This is a genomic window from Pseudomonas sp. B21-041 (genome assembly GCF_024748675.1).
Lineage (GTDB): Bacteria > Pseudomonadota > Gammaproteobacteria > Pseudomonadales > Pseudomonadaceae > Aquipseudomonas > Aquipseudomonas neuropathica.
In genome coordinates, this window is record NZ_CP087175.1 from 880,448 (window position 1) to 904,701 (window position 24,254).

The 24,254-nt window shown below is 57.4% G+C and carries 21 protein-coding genes, 1 other RNA gene and 4 pseudogenes; 10 read left to right on the forward strand and 16 right to left on the reverse strand.

Annotated features, from left to right (window positions below):
* Nucleotides 1-125: 125 nt before the first annotated feature.
* Entirely contained in the window at nucleotides 126-989 is an 864-nt protein-coding gene (locus LOY43_RS28795; protein ID WP_371748303.1) for a methyl-accepting chemotaxis protein, read from the reverse strand.
* A pseudogene (locus LOY43_RS28800) lies at nucleotides 984-2,045 on the reverse strand (methyl-accepting chemotaxis protein); the annotation flags it as partial. The pseudogene LOY43_RS28800 and the gene LOY43_RS28795, both read right to left, overlap by 6 nt.
* A gap of 253 nt (nucleotides 2,046-2,298) precedes the next feature.
* On the opposite strand from LOY43_RS28800, the gene LOY43_RS03715 reads away from it, so the two are divergent.
* Nucleotides 2,299-2,970, forward strand: coding sequence for a histidine phosphatase family protein (locus LOY43_RS03715; RefSeq protein ID WP_095126609.1), 672 nt, complete (start codon nucleotides 2,299-2,301; stop codon nucleotides 2,968-2,970).
* Nucleotides 2,967-3,782: a phosphatase PAP2 family protein gene (locus tag LOY43_RS03720; RefSeq protein WP_258709222.1), complete on the forward strand. Its 816-nt coding sequence runs from the start codon at nucleotides 2,967-2,969 to the stop codon at nucleotides 3,780-3,782. The genes LOY43_RS03715 and LOY43_RS03720 overlap by 4 nt, the downstream gene beginning before the upstream one ends.
* A gap of 67 nt (nucleotides 3,783-3,849) precedes the next feature.
* Here LOY43_RS03720 and LOY43_RS03725 read toward each other — a convergent pair whose 3' ends face one another.
* The 5 genes from LOY43_RS03725 to LOY43_RS03745 all read right to left on the reverse strand — a co-directional run bounded on the left by LOY43_RS03725 (nucleotide 3,850) and on the right by LOY43_RS03745 (nucleotide 9,183).
* Nucleotides 3,850-5,328 (reverse strand): ArnT family glycosyltransferase, encoded by a 1,479-nt coding sequence (locus LOY43_RS03725; RefSeq protein ID WP_408980825.1) that lies wholly within the window; start codon nucleotides 5,326-5,328, stop codon nucleotides 3,850-3,852.
* 29 nt (nucleotides 5,329-5,357) lie between these two features.
* Nucleotides 5,358-5,945: a ribosomal protein S5-alanine N-acetyltransferase gene (gene rimJ, locus LOY43_RS03730; protein ID WP_258709223.1), complete on the reverse strand. Its 588-nt coding sequence runs from the start codon at nucleotides 5,943-5,945 to the stop codon at nucleotides 5,358-5,360.
* Nucleotides 5,946-6,193: 248 nt separating this feature from the next.
* Nucleotides 6,194-6,568: a DUF6124 family protein gene (locus tag LOY43_RS03735; protein WP_095049694.1), complete on the reverse strand. Its 375-nt coding sequence runs from the start codon at nucleotides 6,566-6,568 to the stop codon at nucleotides 6,194-6,196.
* Between the two features lie 199 nt (nucleotides 6,569-6,767).
* The gene (locus LOY43_RS03740; protein ID WP_258709224.1) at nucleotides 6,768-8,174 is read right to left on the reverse strand and encodes a DUF2252 domain-containing protein; all 1,407 of its coding nucleotides are present in this window, start codon (nucleotides 8,172-8,174) and stop codon (nucleotides 6,768-6,770) included.
* An 85-nt stretch (nucleotides 8,175-8,259) separates the two neighbouring features.
* Nucleotides 8,260-9,183: a hypothetical protein gene (locus tag LOY43_RS03745; RefSeq protein ID WP_258709225.1), complete on the reverse strand. Its 924-nt coding sequence runs from the start codon at nucleotides 9,181-9,183 to the stop codon at nucleotides 8,260-8,262.
* 204 nt (nucleotides 9,184-9,387) lie between these two features.
* On the opposite strand from LOY43_RS03745, the gene LOY43_RS03750 reads away from it, so the two are divergent.
* The 3 genes from LOY43_RS03750 to LOY43_RS03760 all read left to right on the forward strand — a co-directional run bounded on the left by LOY43_RS03750 (nucleotide 9,388) and on the right by LOY43_RS03760 (nucleotide 11,903).
* The gene (locus LOY43_RS03750) at nucleotides 9,388-10,428 is read left to right on the forward strand and encodes a DMT family transporter (RefSeq protein ID WP_258709226.1); all 1,041 of its coding nucleotides are present in this window, start codon (nucleotides 9,388-9,390) and stop codon (nucleotides 10,426-10,428) included.
* Between the two features lie 77 nt (nucleotides 10,429-10,505).
* On the forward strand, nucleotides 10,506-11,132 hold the full coding sequence (locus LOY43_RS03755; protein ID WP_258709227.1) for a hypothetical protein: 627 nt from the start codon (nucleotides 10,506-10,508) through the stop codon (nucleotides 11,130-11,132).
* A gap of 546 nt (nucleotides 11,133-11,678) precedes the next feature.
* Nucleotides 11,679-11,903: a hypothetical protein gene (locus tag LOY43_RS03760; protein ID WP_258709228.1), complete on the forward strand. Its 225-nt coding sequence runs from the start codon at nucleotides 11,679-11,681 to the stop codon at nucleotides 11,901-11,903.
* 371 nt (nucleotides 11,904-12,274) lie between these two features.
* Here LOY43_RS03760 and xerC read toward each other — a convergent pair.
* Nucleotides 12,275-13,037, reverse strand: a pseudogene (gene xerC, locus LOY43_RS28805) (tyrosine recombinase XerC); the annotation flags it as partial.
* 2 nt (nucleotides 13,038-13,039) lie between these two features.
* Here xerC and LOY43_RS03775 point away from each other — a divergent pair.
* The 4 genes and pseudogenes from LOY43_RS03775 to LOY43_RS03790 all read left to right on the forward strand — a co-directional run.
* Nucleotides 13,040-13,260 (forward strand): annotated as a pseudogene (locus tag LOY43_RS03775) (antitermination protein Q); the annotation flags it as partial.
* A 157-nt stretch (nucleotides 13,261-13,417) separates the two neighbouring features.
* Nucleotides 13,418-13,687, forward strand: a complete 270-nt coding sequence (locus LOY43_RS03780; RefSeq protein WP_258709231.1) for a hypothetical protein — start codon at nucleotides 13,418-13,420, stop codon at nucleotides 13,685-13,687.
* A 110-nt stretch (nucleotides 13,688-13,797) separates the two neighbouring features.
* Complete coding sequence (locus tag LOY43_RS03785) at nucleotides 13,798-14,343, forward strand: YfbU family protein (protein WP_258709232.1); 546 nt, start codon at nucleotides 13,798-13,800, stop codon at nucleotides 14,341-14,343.
* Nucleotides 14,344-14,460: 117 nt separating this feature from the next.
* Nucleotides 14,461-14,733: a DUF2513 domain-containing protein gene (locus LOY43_RS03790; protein ID WP_258709233.1), complete on the forward strand. Its 273-nt coding sequence runs from the start codon at nucleotides 14,461-14,463 to the stop codon at nucleotides 14,731-14,733.
* A gap of 43 nt (nucleotides 14,734-14,776) precedes the next feature.
* Here the strand turns inward: LOY43_RS03790 and LOY43_RS03795 are convergent, their stop codons facing one another.
* On the reverse strand, nucleotides 14,777-16,108 hold the full coding sequence (locus LOY43_RS03795; protein ID WP_258709234.1) for an IS4 family transposase: 1,332 nt from the start codon (nucleotides 16,106-16,108) through the stop codon (nucleotides 14,777-14,779).
* Nucleotides 16,109-16,359: 251 nt separating this feature from the next.
* Here LOY43_RS03795 and LOY43_RS03805 point away from each other — a divergent pair.
* Nucleotides 16,360-16,497 (forward strand): annotated as a pseudogene (locus LOY43_RS03805) (lysis protein); the annotation flags it as partial.
* Between the two features lie 106 nt (nucleotides 16,498-16,603).
* Here LOY43_RS03805 and LOY43_RS03810 read toward each other — a convergent pair.
* The 7 genes from LOY43_RS03810 to LOY43_RS03840 all read right to left on the reverse strand — a co-directional run bounded on the left by LOY43_RS03810 (nucleotide 16,604) and on the right by LOY43_RS03840 (nucleotide 24,131).
* A complete protein-coding gene (locus LOY43_RS03810) occupies nucleotides 16,604-17,344 on the reverse strand; it encodes a hypothetical protein (protein WP_258709235.1) in 741 nt (246 codons plus the stop codon).
* Nucleotides 17,345-17,483: 139 nt separating this feature from the next.
* Nucleotides 17,484-17,872: a transfer-messenger RNA gene (ssrA, locus tag LOY43_RS03815) on the reverse strand.
* Nucleotides 17,873-17,968: 96 nt separating this feature from the next.
* A complete protein-coding gene (locus LOY43_RS03820; protein ID WP_194933448.1) occupies nucleotides 17,969-18,247 on the reverse strand; it encodes a hypothetical protein in 279 nt (92 codons plus the stop codon).
* Between the two features lie 130 nt (nucleotides 18,248-18,377).
* Complete coding sequence (locus LOY43_RS03825; RefSeq protein WP_258709236.1) at nucleotides 18,378-21,188, reverse strand: FAD-binding and (Fe-S)-binding domain-containing protein; 2,811 nt, start codon at nucleotides 21,186-21,188, stop codon at nucleotides 18,378-18,380.
* The gene (locus tag LOY43_RS03830) at nucleotides 21,185-21,856 is read right to left on the reverse strand and encodes a lactate utilization protein (protein WP_095125366.1); all 672 of its coding nucleotides are present in this window, start codon (nucleotides 21,854-21,856) and stop codon (nucleotides 21,185-21,187) included. The genes LOY43_RS03825 and LOY43_RS03830 overlap by 4 nt, the downstream gene beginning before the upstream one ends.
* Complete coding sequence (locus tag LOY43_RS03835; RefSeq protein ID WP_095049702.1) at nucleotides 21,856-23,310, reverse strand: LutB/LldF family L-lactate oxidation iron-sulfur protein; 1,455 nt, start codon at nucleotides 23,308-23,310, stop codon at nucleotides 21,856-21,858. Before LOY43_RS03835 ends, LOY43_RS03830 begins: the two co-directional genes overlap by 1 nt.
* Nucleotides 23,307-24,131 (reverse strand): (Fe-S)-binding protein, encoded by an 825-nt coding sequence (locus LOY43_RS03840; protein ID WP_258709237.1) that lies wholly within the window; start codon nucleotides 24,129-24,131, stop codon nucleotides 23,307-23,309. Before LOY43_RS03840 ends, LOY43_RS03835 begins: the two co-directional genes overlap by 4 nt.
* Nucleotides 24,132-24,254: the final 123 nt, after the last annotated feature.

The window sequence follows — 24,254 nt, forward strand, 5'->3', positions numbered from 1 at the left end:
CGCAATCGCGAGCAGGCTCACTCCTACATGGGAATTGGCGTCGCCCACATAATCTGTGATCGACGCGTTACCTGTAGGCCTTCGCCTGCTCGCGATTCGGTTGTAGCTTCAGCGCGAAATCAGGATCAGACGCGGAAATGGCTGACCATCTGCTGCAACTGACCACCCAAACGCGCTAGTTCAACACTCGACGCCGCCGTCTCATCACTCGCCGCAGCGGTCTGTTCCGACACGTCGCGTACGTTGATGATGCTGCGGCTGATCTCTTCAGCCACTGCACTTTGCTGTTCAGCCGCAGCAGCGATCTGCTGGTTCATCGACTGGATGTTCGACACCGTGCGGGTAATGTTTTCCAGCGATGCACCAGCCTTGCGCGTCAGGGCCACGCTGCTGTCGGTCAGGGCGCGGCTGTTGCTCATCACCGCCGAAACCTGCTGGGTGCCGTTCTGCAGACCGGCGACCAGGCCTTCGATTTCTTCGGTGGATTTCTGCGTACGCTGGGCCAGACCACGAACTTCATCGGCGACCACGGCAAAACCACGACCGGCTTCACCGGCACGCGCGGCTTCGATCGCGGCGTTGAGGGCCAGCAGGTTGGTCTGTTCGGCCACTGCCTTGATCACGTCCATGACGCTACCAATCTTGTCGCTTTCCTGTTGCAGCACGCTCATGGCTTCGGTGGAACGCACCACTTCGCTGGCCAGACGTTCGATCTGGGCGATGGCTTCGTTGACCACTTTGTCGCCTTCACGGGCTTCGCCGTCAGCGGCGGCAGCGGCTTGTGAGGCTTCTTCGGCGTTGCGCGCGACTTCCTGCACGGTGGCGGTCATTTCGTGCATCGCGGTGGCGACCTGATCGGTCTCGACTTTCTGGCTGTTCACACCGGCGCTGGTCTGCTCGGTCACAGCGGACAGTTCTTCGGCGGCGCTGGCGATCTGGGTGACGCCGTCGCGGATGCCGCTGATCAAGTCGCGCAGGGTCACGCCCATGCGCGCGATACCTTGTTGCAGTACGCCGAGTTCGTCGCGGCGGGTGACGGTGACGTTCTGGGTCAGGTCGCCGCTGGCGATGCGCTCGACCACGGCGAGGGTTTCTTGCAGCGGACGGGTGATCTGACGGGTGATGATCACCGCAGCAATTACGCCAACCAACAGTGCCAGCAGGGTGCTGATCAACTGGAAAGTACGTGCCTGAGCGCTTTCTACATCACGACGATCAAGCTGGATCTGATACAGCTGCTCGCTCGTAGTGACGATGGCGGCGCCCTGATCAGTCATTTCTTTGCGCGCCTGCACCGCGTCGGTGTTGGCGTTTTTGTACGCCATCAATGCGCTGCGATAGTTGACCAGTGCGGTTTCTAGCTGACGCAGGGCGTCTTGCTGCGAGTCAGCAAAATGCACGTTCAGTTGCTTGAGGCTGGCAATGGCGGCGTCAATCTGGCGGACGGCTTTCTGCTCGGTTTCGGCGTTGCTGGTGGCGGTGTAGCCGCGCACTTCGTAGCGCGCGAGGATGAACGCTTCCTTGGCGGCGGTGATCGCCTGGAACTGTTCGAAACGCTGTTCGCTCATGTCCATCTGCTGCACGCGCTTGCTGATCGACTCGATCTGGTTGTACGCGGTCTCGGCACTCACGCTCATGCTGTCGCGCGCGCTGTTGCCGGTGCGGTAAGCGTTGCGCATTTTGTTCAGCGAGGTCTGGTATTCAGCGATGGTCGCTGCCTGCTCTTTGAGCAGTTTGACGTTTTCCGGGCTCTTGAAGCTGTTGATCAGCTTCTGTTGCTGCGCGGCGAAGCTTTCGAGGGTGGTTTGCACATTCTGTGCGGCGGTTTCATCGCCATTGGTCAGCATGTATTGCAGGCGCACCACGCGCAGTTTGGTCAAACCGGCATTGAGCTGGGTGATGTCACTCATCCAGTTGCTGCGGTCGATCAGGCCACCGAGGCTGGTCCAGCCCGTCAGGGCCAGCACGCAGGTCAGGGCCAGCACGAGGCCGAAGCCCAGGCCCAGTTTCATGTTCACGCTGATGTTGCCGAACCAGCTATTCATCAAAAATCCTCCAGAAACGTTGGGTTTCTTGTCGTCGGTTAGGCTGGAAGATTGTTGTTTTTTTGAGCCAGCAAGGGTGTTAGCAGGACTGTATCGGCCGCATTTCCCAGAGCTGAAAGGATTTTGTCCTACGGAATTTGTAACACCGGATCCCAAGACTTTTTTCACATGGGTTTCACTGGCTGCCCACGCGCGCCTCTGTACCTTCGCCGCATCGAATGAACCCGAGATGCACAGTGGCGAGGCGGTTTTTGTGGAATTGAGACTGAGTCTGTTCGGCGTCAAACGCTCGATCGATCTGAGCTTTTTAGCGCGTTTTCGCAACACTTGGGTGGTGTTGGCGGCATCAGTGTTGGTGATCCCGCTGACTCTGTGGTTGCTGGCGCCGGCGGCGGTGCCGGACCTGGCCCACGGCAATGTCGCCGGTGCGCAAGCGTTGGCGACAGGTTGGGCTAAGGGCGAGATGATCGTGCTGGTGCGTCATGTCGAGCGCTGCGATCACTCCAAAGCTGCCTGCCTGAGTGGCAATGACGGTATTACCGATCGCTCGCGCAGTGTCGCGGTGGCGGTTGGTGCCGGGTTCGAACAACTGGGCCTGAACAACGCCGACATCTACAACAGCCCGTCTATGCGCACGGTGCAGACGGCCGGCTACATGTTCAATCATGCCGCCAGCGGTGACGACTGGTTGATCAACTGCCGGGGGCGCATGTTGCAGGATGCGCTCGCCCACAAGATCCCGGGGCGCAACCTGATTCTGGTGACCCACAGCGAGTGCATGGCGCAAATCGAGAAAGACCTCAACGTACCGACTTCGAGCGCGGGTTATGGCTCGTCGTTGTTTGTCTCCGCTGCCAGCCCGGCGGCTCCCAAGATGCTCGGCTTTATTGAAGCCTCCGACTGGCGCACGGTGAATACCCGATGAAATCCCGCTTCTACGCTTACAACTTTGGTATTCCGCTCGCTTGTGCGGCGCTGGTGTTCCTGATGTTCGACATGACCAAAATCGACATCGCCTTCAGCAACCTGCTGTTCGATCCGCTGACCCAGACCTTCCCGCTCGACAAAATCCACTTCTTTGAAAAGCTCACGCACAAATGGGCGCGGATCATTCCCAACTGGACGGCGGAAATCGCCCTGATCGGCGCGCTGCTATCGGTGCTCTGGCCATTGGTCAATCCGCAGAAACGTCCGCGACTCGGCGCAATACTGGAGCGCAGCAAAGTCGCGCCAGTGCTGCGATTTGCCGCTGATCACCGTAGGGATTTTCTGTTTGTGGTGGTCGCATTTGCCGTTTGCACCGGGGTGATTCACTTCCTCAAATCCCACACCAGCGTTTACTGCCCGATCGAGACCACGCTGTACGGCGGCAAAATGGCTCACGTTGAGTGGTACAGCAATTTTCAACTGTTCCATGAAGCGGGTAGTGGCCGGTGCTGGCCGGGTGGCCATGCGTCGGGCGGCTTCACCATGCTGGCGCTGTATTTCGTGGCGAGACGTTATCAATGGCGTTTTTCCAGTGCCATCTTGTGGGGCTCACTGTTGCTGGGGTTCGTTTATGGCACTACTCGCGTCCTGCAAGGCTGGCACTACATGTCCCACACCTTCTGGGCCGGAATCTTTGTCTGGCTGGCGTGTTTGCTGACAGCGTTGACGTTCTATGGGCGGGCTCGGCTGGATTTGCCAGTGCTGGGCAAGCGTGAGCAGAAAGCTTTCAGTGCTGAGGTCTCTATCTGAGCCCGTTCGAATCAAATGAAAAACCCGCCAATCATCGGCGGGTTTTTTTATGGGGCTGCGCAGGCCCTCAATAGCCGACGAAGTAATACGGTTGTCGTCCGACTATCATGGTCTTGAGCACTTTCAGTGGGGCGGCGGGTTCGCTGTCGCCGGCCATCACCACGACATGCGAGGGTGATGCCGCGAGAAAATTTCGTAACTGCGCTTCGGTATCCAGGCCTTTGAGTACTTGCTGGGTATAGAAGACCGTAGCGCCACCGACCCGCTCATTGGCCTGAAACAGCGCGACTTGATGCCCGGCGGTTTGCAGCGATTGAATCTCTGCACTCAACGGCAGGAACGAAAGCTTTTTGTCGGCATGAGGCAACGCCCACTGCGCGGCGGCGAGGTAACTGCCGATCACCAGCGTGAGCACACCGACTGCCAGTGTCTGACGCTGCCGGGCAATTCGGCCTACGAATCCATTACCGGATTCATACTGCTTCAAGCGCTCGAACAGCACGCCTGCATACTCCGCTGCGATCACCGCGGCGGCCGGTGTCATCGACATCAGGTACACCGTGCGTTTGCTCGACGCCAACGTCAGCATGATGAACTGCGCCACGATCCACAGGCTGAAAAACAGCAGGTAACGGTTGGCCTTCAGGTGTTTGCGGAAATGCCAGAGCCCCAGGTACACCAGAATATTCCACGGCAGAAAGGCTTCCGGCAGTTTGGCGAGGTAGTAGTAGAACGGTTCGTAGTGCCCGGCCTCGACGAACGAACCGCTGAAGCGCCCGACGCTGTTGGTCAGCAGCACCTCTTTGACGGCCTGCGCGCCGCCGTGCTGGAAGAGGATGACGAGCCAGATCAGCAGCGGAATCAAACCGAGCAGGGTCAGGAAACCCGGTCGCAGCCAGTCAGCGATTTTCAGTCGTTTGTCCATCAGGTTGTCGGCCAGCAGATAGGCAAAAATCACCACTCCCGGCATGGCCAGCCCCAGCACACCTTTGCTCAACGTGGCGATGGCGATCCCGACGACAAACAGCAGCGAGTTGCCCAGAGTCGATGCCCGCTGCGCCTGATAAAAGGCCAGCAGCGCGGTGGTCACGCCGAGTGCGAGCAGCGCATCCTCACCGACGCCGCGCACATTGCTCCAATAACTGGCCATGGTCGCGAGCAGAATGCCTGCGGTCCAGGCAATCATTTTCGGTCGCTCGAAACGCCGTAACATGCCGTACAGCAGCATCACACTGAGCAAACCGGCAACGGCCGACGCCAGCCGCACGGCCCACGGTGAAACACCGAACAAGCGCATGGCGCCAGCATCCAGCCACAGGCTCAGCGGTGGTTTTTCCAGAAACGGTTCGCCGAACAACCGAGGCGTCACCCAGTCGTCGTCCAAGTGCATCTCCATGGCGATACCGGCGACGCGGGCCTCAGTGGAGCCTTGCAATTGGTGGCCACCCAGCGCGAAGAAAAACAGCAGGGCGGCAAGCAGAAACAGCGAAGTGGCGGCACGCGACATGGGGTTCAGGCAACCGGAAGGGGCGGGAGGCCTGAGCATACGTCGGCAATCCTGAACAAATTGTGAAGCTAGGCCAGTTGTCGCGACCAACGCTTCTCCGGCGTTTCGAACAGCCGATTGACCAGCGCCGTCAGCACATGATCCTGCCAGCGCCCGGCAATGTTCAGATACGCCTTGGCGTAACCCTCACGTTCGAAGCCCAGGCGCTCAAGCAAGCGCGCACTGCGCTCGTTACCGGGAATGTAGTTGGCCATGATCCGGTGCAGATTCTGGGTATCGAACATGTAAGCGATGCCAGCCTCCAGCGCTTCCTGCATCAAGCCCTGACCCTGTTGGGCCTCGTCGATGTGATAACCCAGATAACACGCCTGAAAGGCTCCGCGAATGATGCCGCTGAAATTGCAGGCGCCGATCATCTGCTGGCCATCCGGGCTCAGCAGCGCGAAATGCATGGCCAGCCCGGCCTCGAATGCACTGGCCTGTACGTCGAGGCGCCGGCGAATTTGCTCAGTGGAAAAATATTCGGTGGTGCGGATCGGCGACCATGGCGCGAGGTGGCGCTGGTTGCGCTGGTAGAACTCGCTTTCCAGCTCGGCCTGCTCCGGTGCAAGTATCGCGAGCGTCAGGCGTTGGCAGGGCAGGGTCAACAGCGGCATCGGGCGCTCCGGCTTGTGGGATCTGCTCGCAGAGTCGCGCAATCACTGGGGTTACGGCAAGTTGTGACGAAGAAGGGGTTTTGTTTCAGGCAAAAAAAAGCCCGCAGGAGCGCGGGCGAACCGTAGTTTCTTGAATGAGCGAGCGGACTGTACAAGGCTTGGCCGCGCAGCTGCAGTGAAGAAAAATTCATCTCGATGGGCGGCTCCAATGCAGTCCGATGCGCAACCGAGCGCCGGGGTTTCGCCCGTCAATGGCGGGTTTCAGGCCCGGTAGTGTTCAGCGGTTTCTGCGGATCAAGATTGTCCCGTGCCCGACAAATCAGGATCTCGGCCAGTGCGCTCAATTGCTTCATGGCCACCGCCACATGGCGTTTCGAACCATCGAACTCATCGGCAAAGGTTGCGCTGATGGCCGCGAGGGAATCGAGGATCTCACTGGCGTGGGTGAGCAGGGTCAGGGTGTCGACATCGTCGCGCACCCTGATGAGCTGATTGAGCGGGATGCTACGGCGCCGCTTGTGCGCTTCGCTGCGTGCGCTGGTATTCGATGGCGGTTGGGTGCTGGACGTTGGCGCATCGGACGGTGCCGGGCCAACCAGCGAAAGGCGGGGGATTTTCTTCATGACGTAGCTCCGTGGAGTGAACATTCACTGCAATTGCGGCTGCCAAACCGTCCGCTGGATGGCAGTGGTCATGGAGCGTAACGCCCTGAGGAACTGTGCACCAGTTCATCAAAGTCGACGCGTGTTGCGGGAATTTTCCTAGGACGTTCGATGTGGGAAGTAGGGTGTGGCGACAAAGCCCATGGCAGTCGCGGTGATCTCAAGGCATATGGTCAGCGGCAAAGTCTGCCTCTGATCGGGCACGCAACTGCCCCTTGCGACAGGCCGTCTGGAAGCGTTCGAAATCACGTTCGTTCTGCGCGGTGTAATGTTGCGCGTACTTCAACAGCGCATCCGCCAGCGCATCGCCTTTGCCGATGTAGCCACTGATCTGCGCAGCGAGACCGGAGGCCTTGGCATGTGCTCGAGCGAGGGCGCGGCCGCAAACGCGACCGTAGGCAGCAAAGGTTTCACCGTCGAAGTTTTCCAGTTCGGCAGAGATCTTCATGTCGCGTAATTGCCGCACGTAGAATTGCCGACCGCTGGGGCCGGTCGTCCAGCCCAGAAACAGGTCGCTGGCCGCCTGCATCAGGCGCTGCCCCTCGACCACGCGCTGCCCTTCATGACGCACCCTGGATTTGCTTTTGACGTAGTCGGCGAGCACCGAACGCCGGGCTTCCTTGAATTGCAGGAACAGCGGGAACTCCTGATCGTCCGTCAGCAGCGCCACCAGACAACGCGTGCCGACACTGCCGACGCCCACCACTTTGAACGCCAGATCCTGCACGTGAAACCGCGACAACAACTCGCGGCGGTCGGGTTGCAACGTGCTGCGATACTCGCGCATGAAGGTGCCGAAGAGCGGCCGCCAGTCCGCGAGCCGCAGCCAGTCATCCTCGGCATCCAGCAGCGTGGTGTTTTTGTGCAGGTGAAAAATTTCCGGCAGGTCATCGCGAATGATCAGACGCCCGTGGGTATCGCGCTCGCTGATTTTCGGCAGCAGCTCGGCGTGTGTGCGCCGTTCGGCCTTCTCGATGGCGCGCTCCACATGTTCAAGGGTACTTTTGCGTGCCTGCGCCAGCAGGTCGTTGTAGCTGATCGACTCGTACCAGTTTTCCAGCGTGCTCTGCTCGGCGCACTCCAGAAGCGTGGTCTGATAGGCGCCGACCATTTCACGACACACCTGTTCCTCGACCGACTCACCGTGGCGCAGGTCGCGGGCGGCCACCACGCAACTTGCCGCCAGACGCTTCAGATCCCACTCCCACGGCCCGGGATGTGCTTCGTCGAAATCGTTGACGCTGAACAGCAGATTGCGCTCAGGCGTGGCGAAACCGCCGAAATTCATCAGATGGCTGTCACCACAGATGGGCAAGTTCAGGCCCATGTTCGCCGTGCCCGACAAATCGTGCGCCTGCAACAAGGCATTGCCGCGAAAGAACGTGAACGGCGACACCAGCATGCGCCCGTAACGCAGTTCGACCAGCGACGCGACGCGGCCCTGGCTGGAGGCCTTGATCAACGGAATCGGGTCACGGTTCATTTTGCCGGTGGATGCCTGAGCGCTGCGCGAGCACTGCTTGCGGGCGTCTTTGCCTTGTTGCATGCGGTCTTTGAGTGCGGTCATGGGGGCTCGGTGTGGCGGAAGGGGCGCTGTAAGTGTAGAAGCGCTTTTGGGGTTTATCCGTTGGCGTGAGCCCGGTGACGTCAACTCAATACTCCGCCACCTTATCTTCGCGCAAAACCCACCCGGCCTCGCCCGCCATCAACGTGTATTGAACCTGGCGCATCTTCCCCGTGCGGCCTGCGCCTGCGTCAGTGCTGTCATACACCGGGAAGCGCTGCACCAGCGCGTTTTCCACCACTGCAAACGAATCCTCGCCCTGATAGCCTTCGGCGATTTTCGGATTGTCGCTGACCGGCGGCAGGTAAATTTCGCTCAGGGATTTCTTGTTGTTGGCGGAATAGGCGATCAGATCGCTCGGCATGCCGCGTCCGGGCGAGCGGGTAAACACGTAGAGTTCGGGGGAGCCGTCGTTATTGAGGTCAGCAACCTCGGCACGCACGACCTCACCGGTGAGCGCCCGGCTGATGACCGCGTTATCGATCTCCAGACCTTTGGGGGTGATGCGCAGCGTCGGTTTGCCATCGACCTGTTCGGTGCTGACGTGAAAGGCAATGCCCTGCCATTCCAGCGTCTGCTCGAATGGCTGTCTCCCGCTGGTGGCGTCGCCATTGACCCGTCTCAGAGACAGCTCGTAGTTGGCCACTTCGTTGCGCCGTGCGGCATTGCGCATGAGATAGACCTGAACCGTGTACTCGCCATCGGCCGGCAGTGTTCCGAGGAAATGATTGCCCATGATCGAACCGTTGAACAGCGCGTAATCCGCGCCCTTGGCGGTGATGTTGAAGTAAGCGGAGGTGTTGGACGGTTTGAAATCGACGGTGAGCAACTGGCCGGCCTTGGCGTTGAATCTGTACTCCGCCGTCTGGTCGCCCTTGATCGACTGTTTGCGCTGAACACTGTCGGCGCTGGTTGGGAAATCGATCGGTTCGACGCGCACAGCGCCAGTATCTGCTGCGAGGACCGGCAGAGAAATCAGTGCGGCCAACGCGGCGGCAATCCAGGTTTTCATCTTCAACTCCATTGCATCTCGATGTACGCAGCATAGAGGCTGCGTCGAGCAGGCCCCCACTGATTACGCGGTTTATATGTTGCTGGATTTGAGCGCGTGCTTGAGGTGATGTTTCTGACACGAATCAGCTGTTCACATAATTCTCACCTCAGTTTTGCCATGATCATTACCGGCATTCCATCAGCCCGAGTGAGTGATTCCGTCATGAATGTGAGCGTTCTCTACGCTTTGGTTGCGGCAGCATTGTTTGGCGCCAGTACGCCACTCGCCAAGCTCCTTGGCGTACAGATTTCACCGATTCTATTGGCCGGTTTGCTCTATCTGGGCAGCGGTCTGGGTTTGGCCGTCCTGCGTTTCGCCCGCGATCGAGGCTGGCAGCGTTCCGGACTGGGCACAGGCGAATGGCCGTGGCTGGTCGGAGCGATTGGCTTCGGCGGTGTGCTGGCGCCAGTGGCATTGATGTTCGGTTTGACCAGAACGTCCGGCGCGAGCGCGTCACTGATGCTCAATCTGGAATCAGTGCTCACGGCACTGCTGGCCTGGGTCGTGTTCAAGGAAAACGCTGATCGACGAATCGTGATCGGCATGCTCGCCATCGTGGCCGGCGGTGTCGTGTTGTCATGGCCGCAAGAGGCCATGTCGGCGCAGGACTGGACAGGCCCGCTGGCCGTCGCCTTCGCCTGCTTTTGCTGGGCCATCGACAATAACCTCACGCGGAAAGTCTCTGCCTCGGACGCACTGTTCATCGCCGGCAGCAAAGGCCTGGTCGCCGGTCTGGTCAACTGCGGCCTGGCCTTGCTCATCGGCACGCAAATGCCTGCGGCCACCACGCTGGTGCCCATCCTGCTGGTCGGATTTCTCGGCTACGGCGTCAGCCTGGTGATGTTCGTCTTCGCCCTGCGCGGGCTGGGCAGTGCACGCACCGGCGCATACTTTTCCACCGCACCGTTTCTGGGCGCAGCGATCTCGATTCTGCTGCTGGGCGAGTCGGTATCGCTGATGTTCCTGCTCGCAGCAGCGTTAATGGCCGTGGGGGTGTGGATTCACCTGATGGAGAACCATATTCATGAGCATCAGCACGAACGGCTCGAGCATGATCATCGCCATACCCACGACGAGCATCACCAGCATACGCACGGGGCTGACTGGGATGGAACGGAGCCGCACAGTCATCCGCATGTGCATACGCCGATGCGGCATAGCCATGCGCATTTTCCGGATGTGCATCATCGGCATGAGCATTGATTAAATGTCTGAAGTCTGGCGATTGATATCATTGTGATATCATTTTTTTGTCTTCAGTCTTTCATTCGAGTCATTCCATGAAACCCTTTTTCCTGCTGCCCCTTGTGACCCTGTTTTCTGCTTTCAGCGTTGCCGCTGCACCCTCACCGGTAGCGTCGTTTGCCGCTTGTGACGATCACTCACTGGCCGTTGTGCAATCACCTTTGATCAAGGATCTGGTGCCAAGCACCGTTGAAAATGGCCAGATCAGATTGTCCGGCGGCACCAAGAGCGACATGGGCCAGCGCTGGATGTTTGCCAAGCCAGTCGAGATCGATGGCATGTCGTTGACCGGCTTTTACGCCGAAGACATGGACCTGATGGGCACGCGCATCATCAGTTGGGGCTTCTACGCCAAACAGACGCCGAACGAACTCCACACTCAACTGGAAAAAGCGGGCGGGCCACGCCTGGACATGTCGCAGGGACTCTACGCTCGCGCGGAAATCTGGTCTCATGGCAAATCCAGCTGGCAGCCGGAAGATCCTGCCGCCACTGCCGGTAAGCTGGTGGTCGACAGTGCCGAGCGGGTGTTCTTGATTGAACCGGCTCCGGAAGAGCTGAGTGCTGGGAGTAAGGGGATGTTTACTTGCTCGATTCAGGGCAAGGTTAATGAGGCGATGCTTAAGTCTAGTCGTCCGGATTTGCTTGGCGTTGCTCATTGATTGTTTATGAGTGCAGGTATGGAAAAGGACGACATTAGGTCGTCCTTTTTTTGGGGTGGGTAAAGCATTGCCGGGGTATCGAGCCTGATCGAGTGCAGGCTGCGGTCTTTAGTGCGCAGCGTGGTAGATGCCCAGATGCGACAAAGCCCGCACTTGGCGGGCTTTGTCGTTGAGAGTTGGTGGGCCGGGGGGATTTGAACCCCCGTCCTGGGCACGGACGACGATGGCTGTAGGCTCAAAGTTGGCATAAGGCTTTCATTATGCTCAGTATCACTGCCCGCCTGGGCAAGCGTTGTGACACCATCCCAGCCATCCCAGCCATCCCAGCGGACTTCGAGCACGGCAAACGCTGGTACTGCCTCCTTATTCATCTCCAAGCGGCTGATGTATCGCCGAAGCAGCACCGCATTGTTTTGCTCAGCCGGGCGCGGGTCGGCAGACTCTTCCTACCTTTAAAGGAGTCGACCTGCTCTTGAAATGGCGGATTGCTATGGGATACTGCCATTGCTGCACCTATTCAATACGGAAGCCTATGGAGGGCGTTAAATGAGCATCAATCAAGACCTGGAAAGAGTTTCCCGTGATGCCCAGACGGTGATGCTTTTAACTATCTTTGCAACTTCTGCCGTTTCGGAACCTGATTTCGACAAAGGTAGTTATTTGATAAAGCTTGAAGGCAGCCTCGACAAGATGGAGAAGGCGAAGAAACCGTTCGACAAGGATCTTCTCGAAATGGCCCGCATCGTGATCGCAGCAATCAAAAAACCCTGATTACACCATAGAGATCAACCAGACCCACCGCCGTTTTTTATCACTCACGGAGTTGAAGATGGGAATATCGCTTTATTACGATTTCCAAGAGTGCCAATGCCTAAACACTACAGGGCAACTTGTAACTATCCCCGCAGGGCGTTACGTCGTCACCGAGCTGAGTTCGGTAACTGTCGTTGTAGGCTCAAATAGCCTTGACCTAGAAAAAAACGCTTTCAACCAACTCAAAGCACAGCGAAAAGTCAACATACCGCTGGGCTAGTAGCTCTGCACAGAGATTTTGACCGGTGGAACACGGTTGCTTGGACATGCGCGATACCTGCTGCTTTTACAAGTACGGTGATCAACTGGTTAAAATCTCTACAGAGCCATTAGCCGTTCACCCTTTGCGATAATGGTGGTTTAGAGAATACTTGCTTTGCTTTCATCCCTGCCAGAGCGTCAGATGCTGGCATCCATCGTCCATATACCTTGGCAAACATGGTCCAATCGGTGTGCCCCATCTGTTTAGCCACCCACATTGGATGCTCACCAGCCGACAGCATCATCGACGCGTAGGTGTGGCGAGTCTGATAGGGCCGGCGGTAGCGGACGCCAGCTTTTTTCATCGCTGGTACCCACATTGCTTTCCGGATCGGGCCATCGCCCGCCCCTCGCTCCAGTGTGCGCGGGTTCTGAAACACCTCGGCATCTGCGAGGAACGTGTGCGCCTTCTGCGCCACCATAGCTGGATGAAGCAGTTTCACGCTGCGCCTACCTGCAGCGGTTTTCGTCGTCTCGGCCTCCTTTTCCAGTCTGGGTCATTGCGCGACTCACCATGACCTCTTCCCGCAGCCAATCGATATCGCCCCAGTCCAGTGCGACGAGCTCGCTGGTGCGCAGCCCGGTCCATAAGGCGAACTGCATCATGTTGCGCGCCTGGCCGGTGAGGGCGCCCAGCACTGCCTGCTGTTCCTCTGGGCTGAACGGATCGACGTCATCCTCTTTTGGCGGCGCTGCCTTGCGCGTATAAGTCCAACCCGCCAATGGGTTTTGCTTGATCAATTCCTCCTCAGTCGCATCGTTAAGTGCGGAGCGGAGACAGCTCTGTATATTGCTGAGTGTCTTGTTGCCCACCTCCAGTGTGTCCAGCCAGCCTGACCGATGACTTGGCGCTGGTGATCGATGGCGCCGTGGCACGTCTGATCAATCGGGACTCGCAGATGGGTGATTTCATCTGGCTCTACTTCGTTGCGAGTGGCCGGCACTGCGTATCGCTCGGGCGGCTGGCATCGGTGAAGCCAAGGCTCGGGAGGTGATCAGGTCCGGAGTAGCATGGGGTGATTGCGCGCTGGAGCGAATTATAGAGGCTGCGTAAAAAGTCTTTCCACGCGGATAAACACCTGTTTTCATGGCATCGTGTTCAGCTTTTCAAGCGCGACTCCAAGACAAAGAAACCCCGGCCAAACGCTGGATTTTTTGCTTTCCATCAGATGTGAAATCATCATTCCCTACTTTTCTGTTGGGGAAAAATAATGAACCGTAATGCGCACATTGAGATAAGAAGGATGGCTGATGCCGTTGAAGACATGGCAACTCAGCAGTTTGCGAACGATCGGTCCAGGTTTGATCCTTTCGAGACATCCCTTGATTTCGTCGACGATCAACCTGATCAAATTAAATTGATCAGCGAAGCCCTTCGATTGAGTTTGAGCGAGACATACAGCCCGTCGAGAGTACATGTCAGCATTGCCGAATCACATTATTTGTTGAAAATCGATAAAAACTGGCGTCCAGCTTCGTAAAGACCAGACACAGTGTCGGCACTCTCGAATATGACGAAAAGAAAAAATACGTCTATGGTCTGAATGCCGCGAGTAGCGCTTTGGCTGCCTGCAATGACTGAGATGAAGAAATGGAATTTTCAAATTCTGAAAAGCTGATCGTCGCTTTACTCACGGAGATCCATTCCGCGCTTAAGATTAAAGATGGCCTTGATCCAGATTTAATTCAGAGTGCCGTTTCATCCGGGCAAACATGGGCACTTCATTGGCAGTACCCAGGATTGTTTCAAGGTGCGAATGACACGCCGAATGAAGTTTTAGAGGTTGCTAAGATCCTGGATCTTTGGGAACGGCTTGAGCGTTCTTATGCCGCCTATCCTGCAGATGCTCGCGAAGAGCTTGCCGGTCTGTCTATCTACGGTGAGAACGTGCGCTTTCTTGGCTTCGACGGAAATGGTGGGGACGGTTACTCGGAAGCACACATTTTGATCAATGACCTAGGTCGCTGGGGATCTTTTAAAGGCCGAGACCTCAACTCCCACGCGCCGATGCGAGATGCATACGTTAGGATGTTGGGCACTCTCGAAGACATGAACAAAGGGCCAATGGATTACGCATTTTCGGTAGAGGAAGCCGCACAGCTTCTCAATTCAATGACCCACCCTTCGAATCGGTGACTCTCGTTCTAACTGAAAGCCCGGCCATTGAGTCGGGCTTTTTTCTGCATGTTGTTTGTAGTGTTACTCTCGACGCACGATCAGGGATTGGCCCCTGCTCAATATCGAGACTGAATAATGGAACGTGACAAAACAGTTGCCCTGGGACTGCTGACTAGCATTCAGGATTTAGACGGTATTCATGGCGTTGATGAGCGGAACCTTGAAGCCAGTATCTACGGGGAAAACCACAACTTTGAAAATACCGATTACTACCACTTGGGATTGCTTGTAAGTGGCGGATTTCTAACTGCAGAGCAGCAAGAACTGACACACGTCACTACGTACAGATTGACTTGGTCAGGACACGATTTGATCGACCAGCTCCAAAAAGAAATCTTCAAAATTTAAGCGACACACCCTCTTCAAGCCTCGCCATCGTGCGTAATGCTGTTCACTTAAGCGGAGCAGCCTTACGGTCCACCGGAAACCGGGTTTTTGAGATCTTCACCGTCCTTGGCCTCGAAGGCCTTGGGCGGTGATCCAGAAACAGCCCGCCAACGCCTTTTCTAAGTTCCGCCAACCGTCTACCCGTCGCTGAAACAGGATTGGCTGCAGCCATCACGATCAACTGCACGGCGATGTACTGGCAAACCGGCTTGAAACGGATGTCCGACGGCGCTCGACCAAGCGCCACTGCTGCCTGACTTGCCTCCCGACGAATCACGTTGTAAGCCAGCAACAACCCCCACACTTCCTGGTAGATCAGATCGATCTTTTTGCTGCGCAAGGTCATTGCGTTTTGCTGTATTGAGCTTTTGATATCCCTGAAGCCCAATTCGATTTCCCAGCGCTCCTGATAAAGCTTGGCAACAGACTTGGTGCTGTAGATCTTGGCCGGCAACGACGTCATGACTGTTTTTACTTTGCCTTGAATTTCATAACTGACTTCACGCGCCTCCCAGTGTGTGGGAAGAGTCGGATTTCGCTTTCTGGCTTGCGGCGACACTTTCATACGCACCAAACGGTCGTGCTGGTTGTAACGGGCTATCTCCTCGCAAACCAATCCCTTTTTTGCCGGAATCAGCCAGTGGCGCTGGTTGCCGTCTCCTCTCAGGCTGAGCATGAGATCGGCGCTCCAGAATCCCTTATCGAACAGCGTCACGGAGTGGTCCGGGATCTGCTGCAAAAACTCATCGGCCAGACGCATTTCGCTGCGTCGGTAAGGGCTAAGCTGTGCATCCAGGATCAGGTGTGAACGCACATTCATCAGCGCCACCAGGCGCAGCATGGGAAAGGGAGTCTGGCGGTCGGTCGAGGTGTTTCCAGAACCGAAATGGTCTCGCAACTCCGGCGTATCCGGCGTGCGCAGAAGCGCACCATCGACTGCAAATACTTGCAGATCCTGCCAGGCATCATCGGGATAGCGCTGCGCGCCCCATTGAGTACCCGTTTTGCGAAACAACCACTCAACCGGGTCGGCCCCCAGCCGCTTGCGGGCCTCGGTCACACCGCTACGGGCCAACAGATGGTCAGAAGCCAGACCTTGGGCGCAGATGTTCAAACGTCGGGCGACCTCATGAACGGGCTCGTCGCGAAACAATGCCATGCCTAGCACCAGCCAGAGCACTTGGTCGGCAGGCAAGCGACGCCGCCGGATAGTGGCCTGGCTAGACAGATCCAGCGCAGACACAACCCACTCGATGGGAATATTTTGAGTGAAAGTACTCAAGTCACAGAAGTTGAAAAGGTCGCCGAGGTCGAGCAAGTCCTGTTGAACAGACATAAAAAATCCGATGCCAGAGGTCTGGCATCGGATTTTCGAAGAAGCCCGGCGAGGATTCAAATGCTTAAGTGAACAGCATTACGCCATATCGGCGGGCCTTTTTCGTTTTCGGCTCCACCACACCCATCTCTCTGAGCTGGGAGTGGTCTATGAGAGTCAACAAACCATCTAGGCTACGCCGATTCTACGTGGGCGCGTGTCGTCCAACCGCTCGCGAGATGCGCGCAAAACCATGGACACGAAGGAGTTCGAGGGTGGTTCATGCAGCCTTACGAGCCAGACTTGACCCTGCGCATGCTCAAAGAATTATCGCCATCACCGACGCCGGCGACCGCGGACTGATAGCGCTGCAGGCGTGTCAGGCCTATGTCAGGACTATTTCTCACTGACATACATTCGCGGAGGCAAAAATGAGCACGACCTCAATCCGTATAAGAAAGGCGGACCAGGTTAGCGTTCGTTTGGCAGACCCCGAGACTTGCTCCGTCAGGTGGATTAGTTTAGAAGGGGCAGGAGTAAGGCCGTTACAGCAGGTGCAGCGATCTGCGCGGCGGTTTGATAACCAGAAATCATATCGTTAACCTTGCCCAATACGTCAAAGAATTTTTGAATGATCACTTTCCCCGATTCTGCCTCAGCGTTGATCGGTCCGCTATTCCGGTGAATAGAACCAATTATCGCGTCCATTGCATCTTCAAGCCCTGACATCCCCTCTACACGGAATTTCATGAGAGCTGCTCTGAGTGACTCAAGATGCTTGATGAATAGACTTTTCAGCTCTGCGCTAAGGTCGGAGGTCAAACACTCTTCTAAGAGTACATCCAGTTTTTGGACAAAGTCTCGAATTTGCTCGGAGCCTTCAGCGGATGCTCCGGGATAATACTGTGACATTGCATAAACACCGAAATCGAGAGCTACCATCGTGCCGTCGTCTAGGTAAGGCTTGAACTGCGCCCACGGCCTAGCCAGATGCTGGCTTTTTAATAGCTTGTCAATTCTGTCTAAAGGCGCAAGAAATCTTGTCTTATCCCCTGGTATGAACCTCTCAGCTGCAGCTCTTGCTTCAGACACAAGATCCAGCAACGCGCTAAAATGGTTCACAAGTAGAGCTGAGTTCGATGCGTCGCACTTGAATACGCTAGCCCAGACATCAATTGTTGCGGCAGTCCCAGAGAGGTTGCGTGCCGCGGTGAGCTGCTCGTTCAGGCGGTGAAACGGATTTTGGATTTCGTCCATGCTCTGTCCCTTGAAAAATTCACGCTGTATGTAAGCTAAATGCTGTCATTAAGCTGGCATAACCGAGCCAAAACCACCCATCCAAGCACAAAAAAGGCACTTGCGATATACGCTAAGTGCCTAATTTATAAATCTTATTTGGTGGAGCCGGGGGGATTTGAACCCCCGTCCGCCAGTACTCCGCTGTCGGTACTACATGCGTAGCCGTTTCTATTAAGTTAACCCTCAGCGACCCGAAGGGCAGGGTGCTTTGGGCGAGTTGTGTAAGTTTTAGCCGCTTCGTCCACAACGTACTGCACGGCGATTCTGTTCTATATGACAATCATTTCGGGTTTACAGACATCCCCTGATGATTGCTGGACCCGAAGGTACCAGGAGCATTGTCAGCTGCAATTAAGCAGCGAGAGCAACACCGTATTGGTCGTCATTGGCAACTATAAGTAGTTGCAACAGTGGATTTACGACTTCTGTTACCAAGTCGGCATGCACCTAAAGTTTCGCAACCGGCGTCGAATCCTAAACGGCCCCGAACTCATTGCTCAGTACATCTGTTTGAGCAACAAGCGTGTGCAGTGTACGCCAATCGGCCCGCAAGGCCAACCCGAAGGTTGGCCGGGACGCTGATCAGTTGTTGGTACCGGTGGACTTGCGCAATTCCACGATGGTTTGCGACGTTTCCGCAATGCAATCGTCGATTTTGCCTTGAGCCTTGAGCGCCTCGGCCTTGCTCACACTGGCGTTAGCACGCTGACTCAGTTCCGGGTTCGCTGACAGCTGCCCCTTGGCATTGTTGATGGTCTGAATATTGGCATCGCACAGGTCGGCAGGCTTGCCGTCAGCAAACGAAGCGGACGCCATCATCGATGCAGTAACGAACAGACCTAACAGTACAGAACGTTTCATGTGTATCTCCTTGAACCGAGTGGGTCCAGACTTCGCTGGCCGTCAGGACGGGCAACCGTATGGAAGAAAAACCCCGATCAGTCGGGGTTATTCTGTGGACTACAGTCGAACTCAAGGGTTCTATTTTTCTTCAGCGAGCCTTCGCCCGGGTCACTCGATCCACCAGATAGACCAGTCCGTGGTAGTCAATTCCGCCATGTTGCGTCAGACCGATCTCACAGGTGCGGCTGGTGGAAATCCCCTCGCTGCAATGCTGCACCGCGTCCTTGAGCGTGCGCAGCGAATGGCTGTTCAGCTCCGGCGTGGTGAAGCCTTTGTCCCCGGCAAACCCACAGCAATGAATGCCTTCCGGGATCACCACGTTGTTGCTGCACTTGCGCGCCAGATCGATCAACGCCTGGCTTTCGCCCAGATGCTGCGTGCTGCAGGTCACGTGTACGGCAATCGGTGCCTCTTGCGGGGTGAAGTCGAGTCGATCAAGAAGGTGCGTTCGGATGAAGCGCACCGGATCGTACAGATCAAGACGAACATCACCGACATCCTGCACCAGGCGCAACGTGCACGGACTGGTGTCGCAGTAGATCGGATCGAGTCCGCCGCGACTCGCATGCAGCAGTGCGCTGATCAACTCTTGGCGTTTGTGTTCGGCCTGTTCGGCGTAGCCTTTTGAGGCGAAGGGCTGGCCGCAGCAGAGATTGTCCTGATTGTCCGGGAAGACCACTTGGTAGCCGGCCTTCTCCAGCAAGCCACGGGTTTTGTCGTAGAGCGACATTTGCTCTTTGTCACCCGCCGCCGGGCCCATCACCCGCGACACACACGCGGCCAGATAGACAACGCGCGGGCGCTCGTCCGACATGCTGGGGCTGAAGCGAATGGCCTTCTCCGGTTGCGGCATCGCATTCGTCCACAACGGCACCTGGCCTTTGGACAGGCGCGTAATGGTTGCCGAAAGTTTCGCCAGACGCGGCGCGCCGAGCATCATTCGTGCGCCGTTGGCCACATGCAGGGTGAAGCGTGCGCCTTGCAGGGTCTTGGCGAAATTTCCTTCGATCCAGTCAGCGGTTTTCTGATGCGTCGCGTGTCGGCCACGGAGCTTTTTCACCAGCTCACCGGTATTGATGCCTACAGGGCAACGTTGCGCGCACAGACCGGTGGCGGCGCAGGTTTCGATGCCTTGGTACTCGTAGGCTCTTTCCAGCTCGGTGGTATCGACGCCGGCACGTTTTTTCGCCTGAATATCGCGCCAGATGACAATGCGCTGGCGCGGGCTGAGGGTCAGGCCTTTTGACGGGCAGACCGGTTCGCAGAAGCCGCACTCTATGCACTTATCGACAATCTCGTCGGCTGCTGGCAGCGGCTTCAGATGTTTGAGGTGGATCTGCGGATCTTCGCTGAGCACCACGTCGGGATTGAGAATGCCATTCGGGTCGAACAGACGTTTGAGCTGCCACATCAACTGATAGGCGTCGCTGCCCCATTCCAGTTCCACGAACGGCGCCATGTTGCGGCCGGTGCCGTGTTCGGCTTTCAGCGAGCCGCCGAATTCCACTGCGACCAGTTGCGCGACGTCATCCATGAACGCTTGATAGCGTGCGACTTCTTCTGGGTTGTTGAAGCCTTGGGTGAAGACAAAGTGCAGATTGCCTTCCAGTGCGTGTCCGAAAAGGATCGCTTCGTCGTAGGCATGTTTGTCGAACAGCTCGATGAGGCGATTGACGCCGATCGCCAGTTGTTCGACCGGGAAGGTCACGTCTTCGATGATCACCGTGGTGCCGGTTTTGCGCACTGCGCCGACGGCGGGGAAGGTGTCCTTGCGGATCGCCCAGAGCTTGGCGTTCTCGGCAGGGTCTTCGGTGAAGTCGACCTGCTTCTCCACTGGGAAGCCGCTGAGCGACGCCATGATCTGCCCCAGTTGCTCCTGCAGCAAAGTGGACGATGCGGCGCGGGATTCGATCAGCAGTGCGCAGGCATTGTTCGACAGCTGTTGTACGAAAGCAGGCATGCCCGGTTTGTCTTGCACCGAGCGCAGGCTGCGTCGATCGAGCAGCTCTACGGCGGACACCGGTTGGCTTTTCAGCACGGTGACCGCGTTGCAGCAGGTTTCCACATCCGGGAATACGATCAGCGCCGAAGCCTTGTTTGGGTGATCGATCACCGTGTCGTAAGTCACCGCGCTGATAAAGCCGAGGGTGCCTTCGGAACCGACCAGCAAGTGGCTCAAGATATCCACAGGCTCATCGAAATCCACCAAGGCGTTGAGTGACAGGCCGGTGGTATTTTTCAGACGGTATTTGTGGCGGATTCGTGCAGCCAGTTCGGCGTTGGCGCGGGTCTCGCGGCCCAATGTCGCCAAGCGTTCGAGCAGATCGCCGTGGCTTACGCGGAATGCCGCGACACTTGTAGCGTCTTCGGTATCCAGGCGCGTGCCATCGGCCAGCACCAGGCGAATCCCGGCCAGCGTGTGGTAGGTGTTTTGCGCGGTGCCGCAGCACATGCCGCTGGCATTGTTAGCGACGATGCCGCCGATTTTGCAGGCGTTGATCGACGCCGGATCCGGGCCGATCTTGCGCCCGAACGGTGCCAGCCATGCGTTGGCCTGTGCGCCGATCACCCCGGGTTGCAGGCGTATTTGCGTGCCTTGGCCGCGAATCTCGCGAGCGTTCCAGTTATCCCCAAGCACGATCAAAACGGAATCGCTGATCGCCTGACCGGAAAGGCTGGTGCCCGCCGCACGGAAGGTCACTGGAACATGGTCGCGCTGAGCCAGTTTTAGCAGCGCCACCACTTCATCTTCGGACTCGACGCGGATTACCAGTTGCGGGATCAGTCGATAAAAACTGGCATCCGTACCAAAGGCCAGAGTCGATAACGGATCATCAAAACGGCGCTCGGCCGGAATCAGTTGTTGCGCATCACGCAGGAAATTCACCGGAAGCGTCATTGGTCCTCCAGGATCAGCACCACGAGGTCTTTCGGGCCGTGGGCGCCGTAAGCCAGCACTTGCTCAATGTCAGCGGTTTTCGACGGGCCGGACACCAGCAACGCATTGGTCGGCATGCCCTGGGCCCACGCGAATTCCTCTTGCACCTGATAGAAGTTGTCACGGATTTCGCTGGCCTTGAGCAGGGCGAAATGCACCGGCGGGACCAGGCTCATCAAACGCGGTTCTTCGCGGGTTGGCCAGAGGATCAGGCTGCCGGTGGCGGCGATTGCACCGAGGGTGCCGGTGAGGCTGGCCGGGGTGTCGTTGAACAGTTCGGCTTTCCACTCTTCCATTGGCCGGTCGTAGGATTTCAGTGTCGGCAGATCAGGATTGTTCGCCCAATGCTGTGTGATTTTCTGCCCGTGCGCTGTCGTCGGTGCGATCAACAGACTCGGCAACTGGCGGTCGCGCAACAATTGCGCAAGCAGTGCCGGCCATTCTGCGTCGGAGGTCAGGTGGATTTCGGTGTGCACCGCTTCCATCAATTTGCGCAGTTGCGGGATGCGTTGTTCGGCGCTGTAGGTGTAAGGCTGCGTCACCAGATCGACATCGAAGTTGTCGGCAATCGGTGTGGCGCCAGTCAGACTTTTCCGCAGTTTGCCGAGGATATTTTGCTTGGCGCTCATCAGCGGTCTCCCTGTTTGGCCAGATGCTCGCGGGCCATGTCGTGCAGTGAGCGGGCAGCGGGTTTCGGCGCGCTGTGATTTTGTGTCCATGGGCCGACATTGCTCGGGGTCAGGGCACGCAGGCGCGTGGCGAAGAAGCCGAACAATCGATACAAGGTCGGCGAGCTGTTGAGCTTGGCCCAGGCGTTCCAGATGAAACGTTCCTTGCGCGAATACTTGCTGCCCTGACCGCGCATCACTTGATTCGGGCTGTCCGGGGCTTTGACGTTCTCTTCGCGCAGGCGCCGCAGGATTGCCGGGATCGGAATTTTTACTGGGCACACTTCACCGCAGGCACCGCACAGCGACGAAGCGCTCGGGTGATCGGGGACTTTGGCCAGACCGACCATGTGCGGGGTGATGATTTTGCCGATCGGTCCCGGGTACACCTCGCCATAGGTGTGGCCACCGACGCGGGTGTAGACCGGGCAATGGTTCATGCAGGCGCCGCAGCGGATGCAGTTCAAGGTCTGACGCAGTTCACTGTCGGCGAAGGCCTGACTGCGCCCGTTGTCGAGCAGCACCAGGTGCACTTCCTGCGGGCCGTCGAGTTCGTGCTCCTTGCGCGGGCCGGAGATCATGTTGACGTAGGTGGTGATCGGAATGCCCAGCGCCGAGCGCGTCAGCAGTGACAGCAGCGGCACCACGTCACGCAGGTTTTCCACGACTTTTTCGATGCCGGTGACGGCGATGTGCACCGGCGGCACGGTGGTGGTCATGCGGCCGTTGCCTTCGTTTTCCACCAGCAGCAGGGTGCCGGTTTCGGCGACGGCGAAGTTGACACCGGAGACGCCGATGTCCGCTTCGAAGAATTTCTGCCGCAGGACTCTGCGACCGATCTGAATGAGTTGGTCAACGTCCTTGGTGTATTCCACGCCAAGTTTGTCGTGGAACAAGGACGCGACCTGACCGGCATTCTTGTGGATCGCCGGCATAATGATGTGTGAAGGCTTCTCGTGGTCGAGCTGGACGATGTATTCCCCCATATCGGACTCCAGACATTCAATGTCCCGAGCCTCGAGGAAATGGTTCATCTCCATCTCTTCGCTGACCATCGATTTGCCCTTGATCACTTGCCGCGCCTCGTGAGCGCGGATGATCGATAAGACGATGCCATTGGCCTCGTCCACCGTTTCCGCCCAGTGCACTGTCACACCGTTGCGGGTCAGGTTCTGTTCCAGTTGCTCGAGCAGGTCGGGCAACTTGGACAGCGCGCGGGCCTTGATCGAATTGCCCAGTGCGCGCAAATGTTCTCTTTCGTGGGCATCGCTGAAAGCGGCTGCCCGCTTGGCCATCAGTGAGTCCATGGCAGTACGGAAGTTGTTCCGCAGTTGCTGATCACCCAGAGCATTGTGTGCCCGGGTGCGGAAATCTTCTTCTACGGCGACCGTAGGAATAATCGCGGAAGTGCTCATTGCGCACCTCCGGTTCGTTGCCACAGAAAGCTGGCGAGATGTTGCCCGCGTAGCGCTTCTTTTTGTTTCTCCAATGCGCCGTTGATGTTCATCAAACAGCCACAGTCGGCGCTCAACACCTTGTGCGCGCCTGAATCCTTCAGCGCTTGGGTCTTGTCAGCCACCATCGCGCCGGAAATGTCTGGCATACGGACGCTGAATGTCCCACCGAAGCCACAGCATTCGCTTTCGTGGTCATGGTTGACCCGTTCCACGTTGCTCAACTGCGCCAACAACTCGCGGCCGTGCAGGTGGGTGTTCATTTCGCGGCGTGCCGAACACGAAGTGTGCAGCGCGACTTTGACCGGTTCACCGCTGTCCTTGAGTTGCACCTTGCAGACGAACAGCAGAAATTCGGCCAGTTCATAGGTGCGGGCCGCGAGGGCCAGAACCTGTTTCAACGTCTCCGGTTCGTCCTTGAACAAGTCGGCGTAATGCTCGCGCAGCATGCCAGCGCAGGAACCCGACGGCACCACCACCGGATAATCCCCGGCAAACAGCGCCAGTTGCGAGCGCGCTACCGTCCGCGCCTGCTCGGTGTAACCCGAGGTGTAGGCCGGTTGGCCGCAGCAACTTTGCCCTTGCGGATACTCGACCCGGATCCCTTCGCGCTCCAGCAAGTGGATCGCGTCCATCCCGGCTTCGGGGTAGAACAGGTCGACCACACACGTGCCGAACAGGTAGACCCGCGACGGTTTCTCGCTGGGGTATTGCCGAGGTTCGGGCAGTGGCGGTGCCACGCGGGTCGCGTTTGGCACAGCGTTGTAAAAAAGCTCGCTCATCAGGCGTGTCTCCGGGTGGGCCCGGTTATCCGTCTGTGCGGCTGCTGAATATAAAGAGCGTTGCTTTCAGCAGCCTTACAGACCGGGTTGTGAATTGCTGACGCCGGCATCACGTAACCGGCG

Bases quoted from the DNA above. Each gene is read 5' to 3' on its own strand.
- LOY43_RS28795 (WP_371748303.1), bottom strand. From the start codon at position 989: ATGGGCGTGACCCTGCGCGACTTGATCAGCGGCATCCGCGACGGCGTC.
- LOY43_RS03720 (WP_258709222.1), top strand. From the start codon at position 2,967: ATGAAATCCCGCTTCTACGCTTACAACTTTGGTATTCCGCTCGCTTGT.
- LOY43_RS03725 (WP_408980825.1), bottom strand. From the start codon at position 5,328: ATGCTCAGGCCTCCCGCCCCTTCCGGTTGCCTGAACCCCATGTCGCGT.
- rimJ (WP_258709223.1), bottom strand. From the start codon at position 5,945: ATGCCGCTGTTGACCCTGCCCTGCCAACGCCTGACGCTCGCGATACTT.
- LOY43_RS03735 (WP_095049694.1), bottom strand. From the start codon at position 6,568: ATGAAGAAAATCCCCCGCCTTTCGCTGGTTGGCCCGGCACCGTCCGAT.
- LOY43_RS03740 (WP_258709224.1), bottom strand. From the start codon at position 8,174: ATGACCGCACTCAAAGACCGCATGCAACAAGGCAAAGACGCCCGCAAG.
- LOY43_RS03745 (WP_258709225.1), bottom strand. From the start codon at position 9,183: ATGAAAACCTGGATTGCCGCCGCGTTGGCCGCACTGATTTCTCTGCCG.
- LOY43_RS03750 (WP_258709226.1), top strand. From the start codon at position 9,388: ATGAATGTGAGCGTTCTCTACGCTTTGGTTGCGGCAGCATTGTTTGGC.
- LOY43_RS03755 (WP_258709227.1), top strand. From the start codon at position 10,506: ATGAAACCCTTTTTCCTGCTGCCCCTTGTGACCCTGTTTTCTGCTTTC.
- LOY43_RS03760 (WP_258709228.1), top strand. From the start codon at position 11,679: ATGAGCATCAATCAAGACCTGGAAAGAGTTTCCCGTGATGCCCAGACG.
- LOY43_RS03780 (WP_258709231.1), top strand. From the start codon at position 13,418: ATGAACCGTAATGCGCACATTGAGATAAGAAGGATGGCTGATGCCGTT.
- LOY43_RS03785 (WP_258709232.1), top strand. From the start codon at position 13,798: ATGGAATTTTCAAATTCTGAAAAGCTGATCGTCGCTTTACTCACGGAG.
- LOY43_RS03790 (WP_258709233.1), top strand. From the start codon at position 14,461: ATGGAACGTGACAAAACAGTTGCCCTGGGACTGCTGACTAGCATTCAG.
- LOY43_RS03795 (WP_258709234.1), bottom strand. From the start codon at position 16,108: ATGTCTGTTCAACAGGACTTGCTCGACCTCGGCGACCTTTTCAACTTC.
- LOY43_RS03810 (WP_258709235.1), bottom strand. From the start codon at position 17,344: ATGGACGAAATCCAAAATCCGTTTCACCGCCTGAACGAGCAGCTCACC.
- LOY43_RS03820 (WP_194933448.1), bottom strand. From the start codon at position 18,247: ATGAAACGTTCTGTACTGTTAGGTCTGTTCGTTACTGCATCGATGATG.
- LOY43_RS03825 (WP_258709236.1), bottom strand. From the start codon at position 21,188: ATGACGCTTCCGGTGAATTTCCTGCGTGATGCGCAACAACTGATTCCG.
- LOY43_RS03830 (WP_095125366.1), bottom strand. From the start codon at position 21,856: ATGAGCGCCAAGCAAAATATCCTCGGCAAACTGCGGAAAAGTCTGACT.
- LOY43_RS03835 (WP_095049702.1), bottom strand. From the start codon at position 23,310: ATGAGCACTTCCGCGATTATTCCTACGGTCGCCGTAGAAGAAGATTTC.
- LOY43_RS03840 (WP_258709237.1), bottom strand. From the start codon at position 24,131: ATGAGCGAGCTTTTTTACAACGCTGTGCCAAACGCGACCCGCGTGGCA.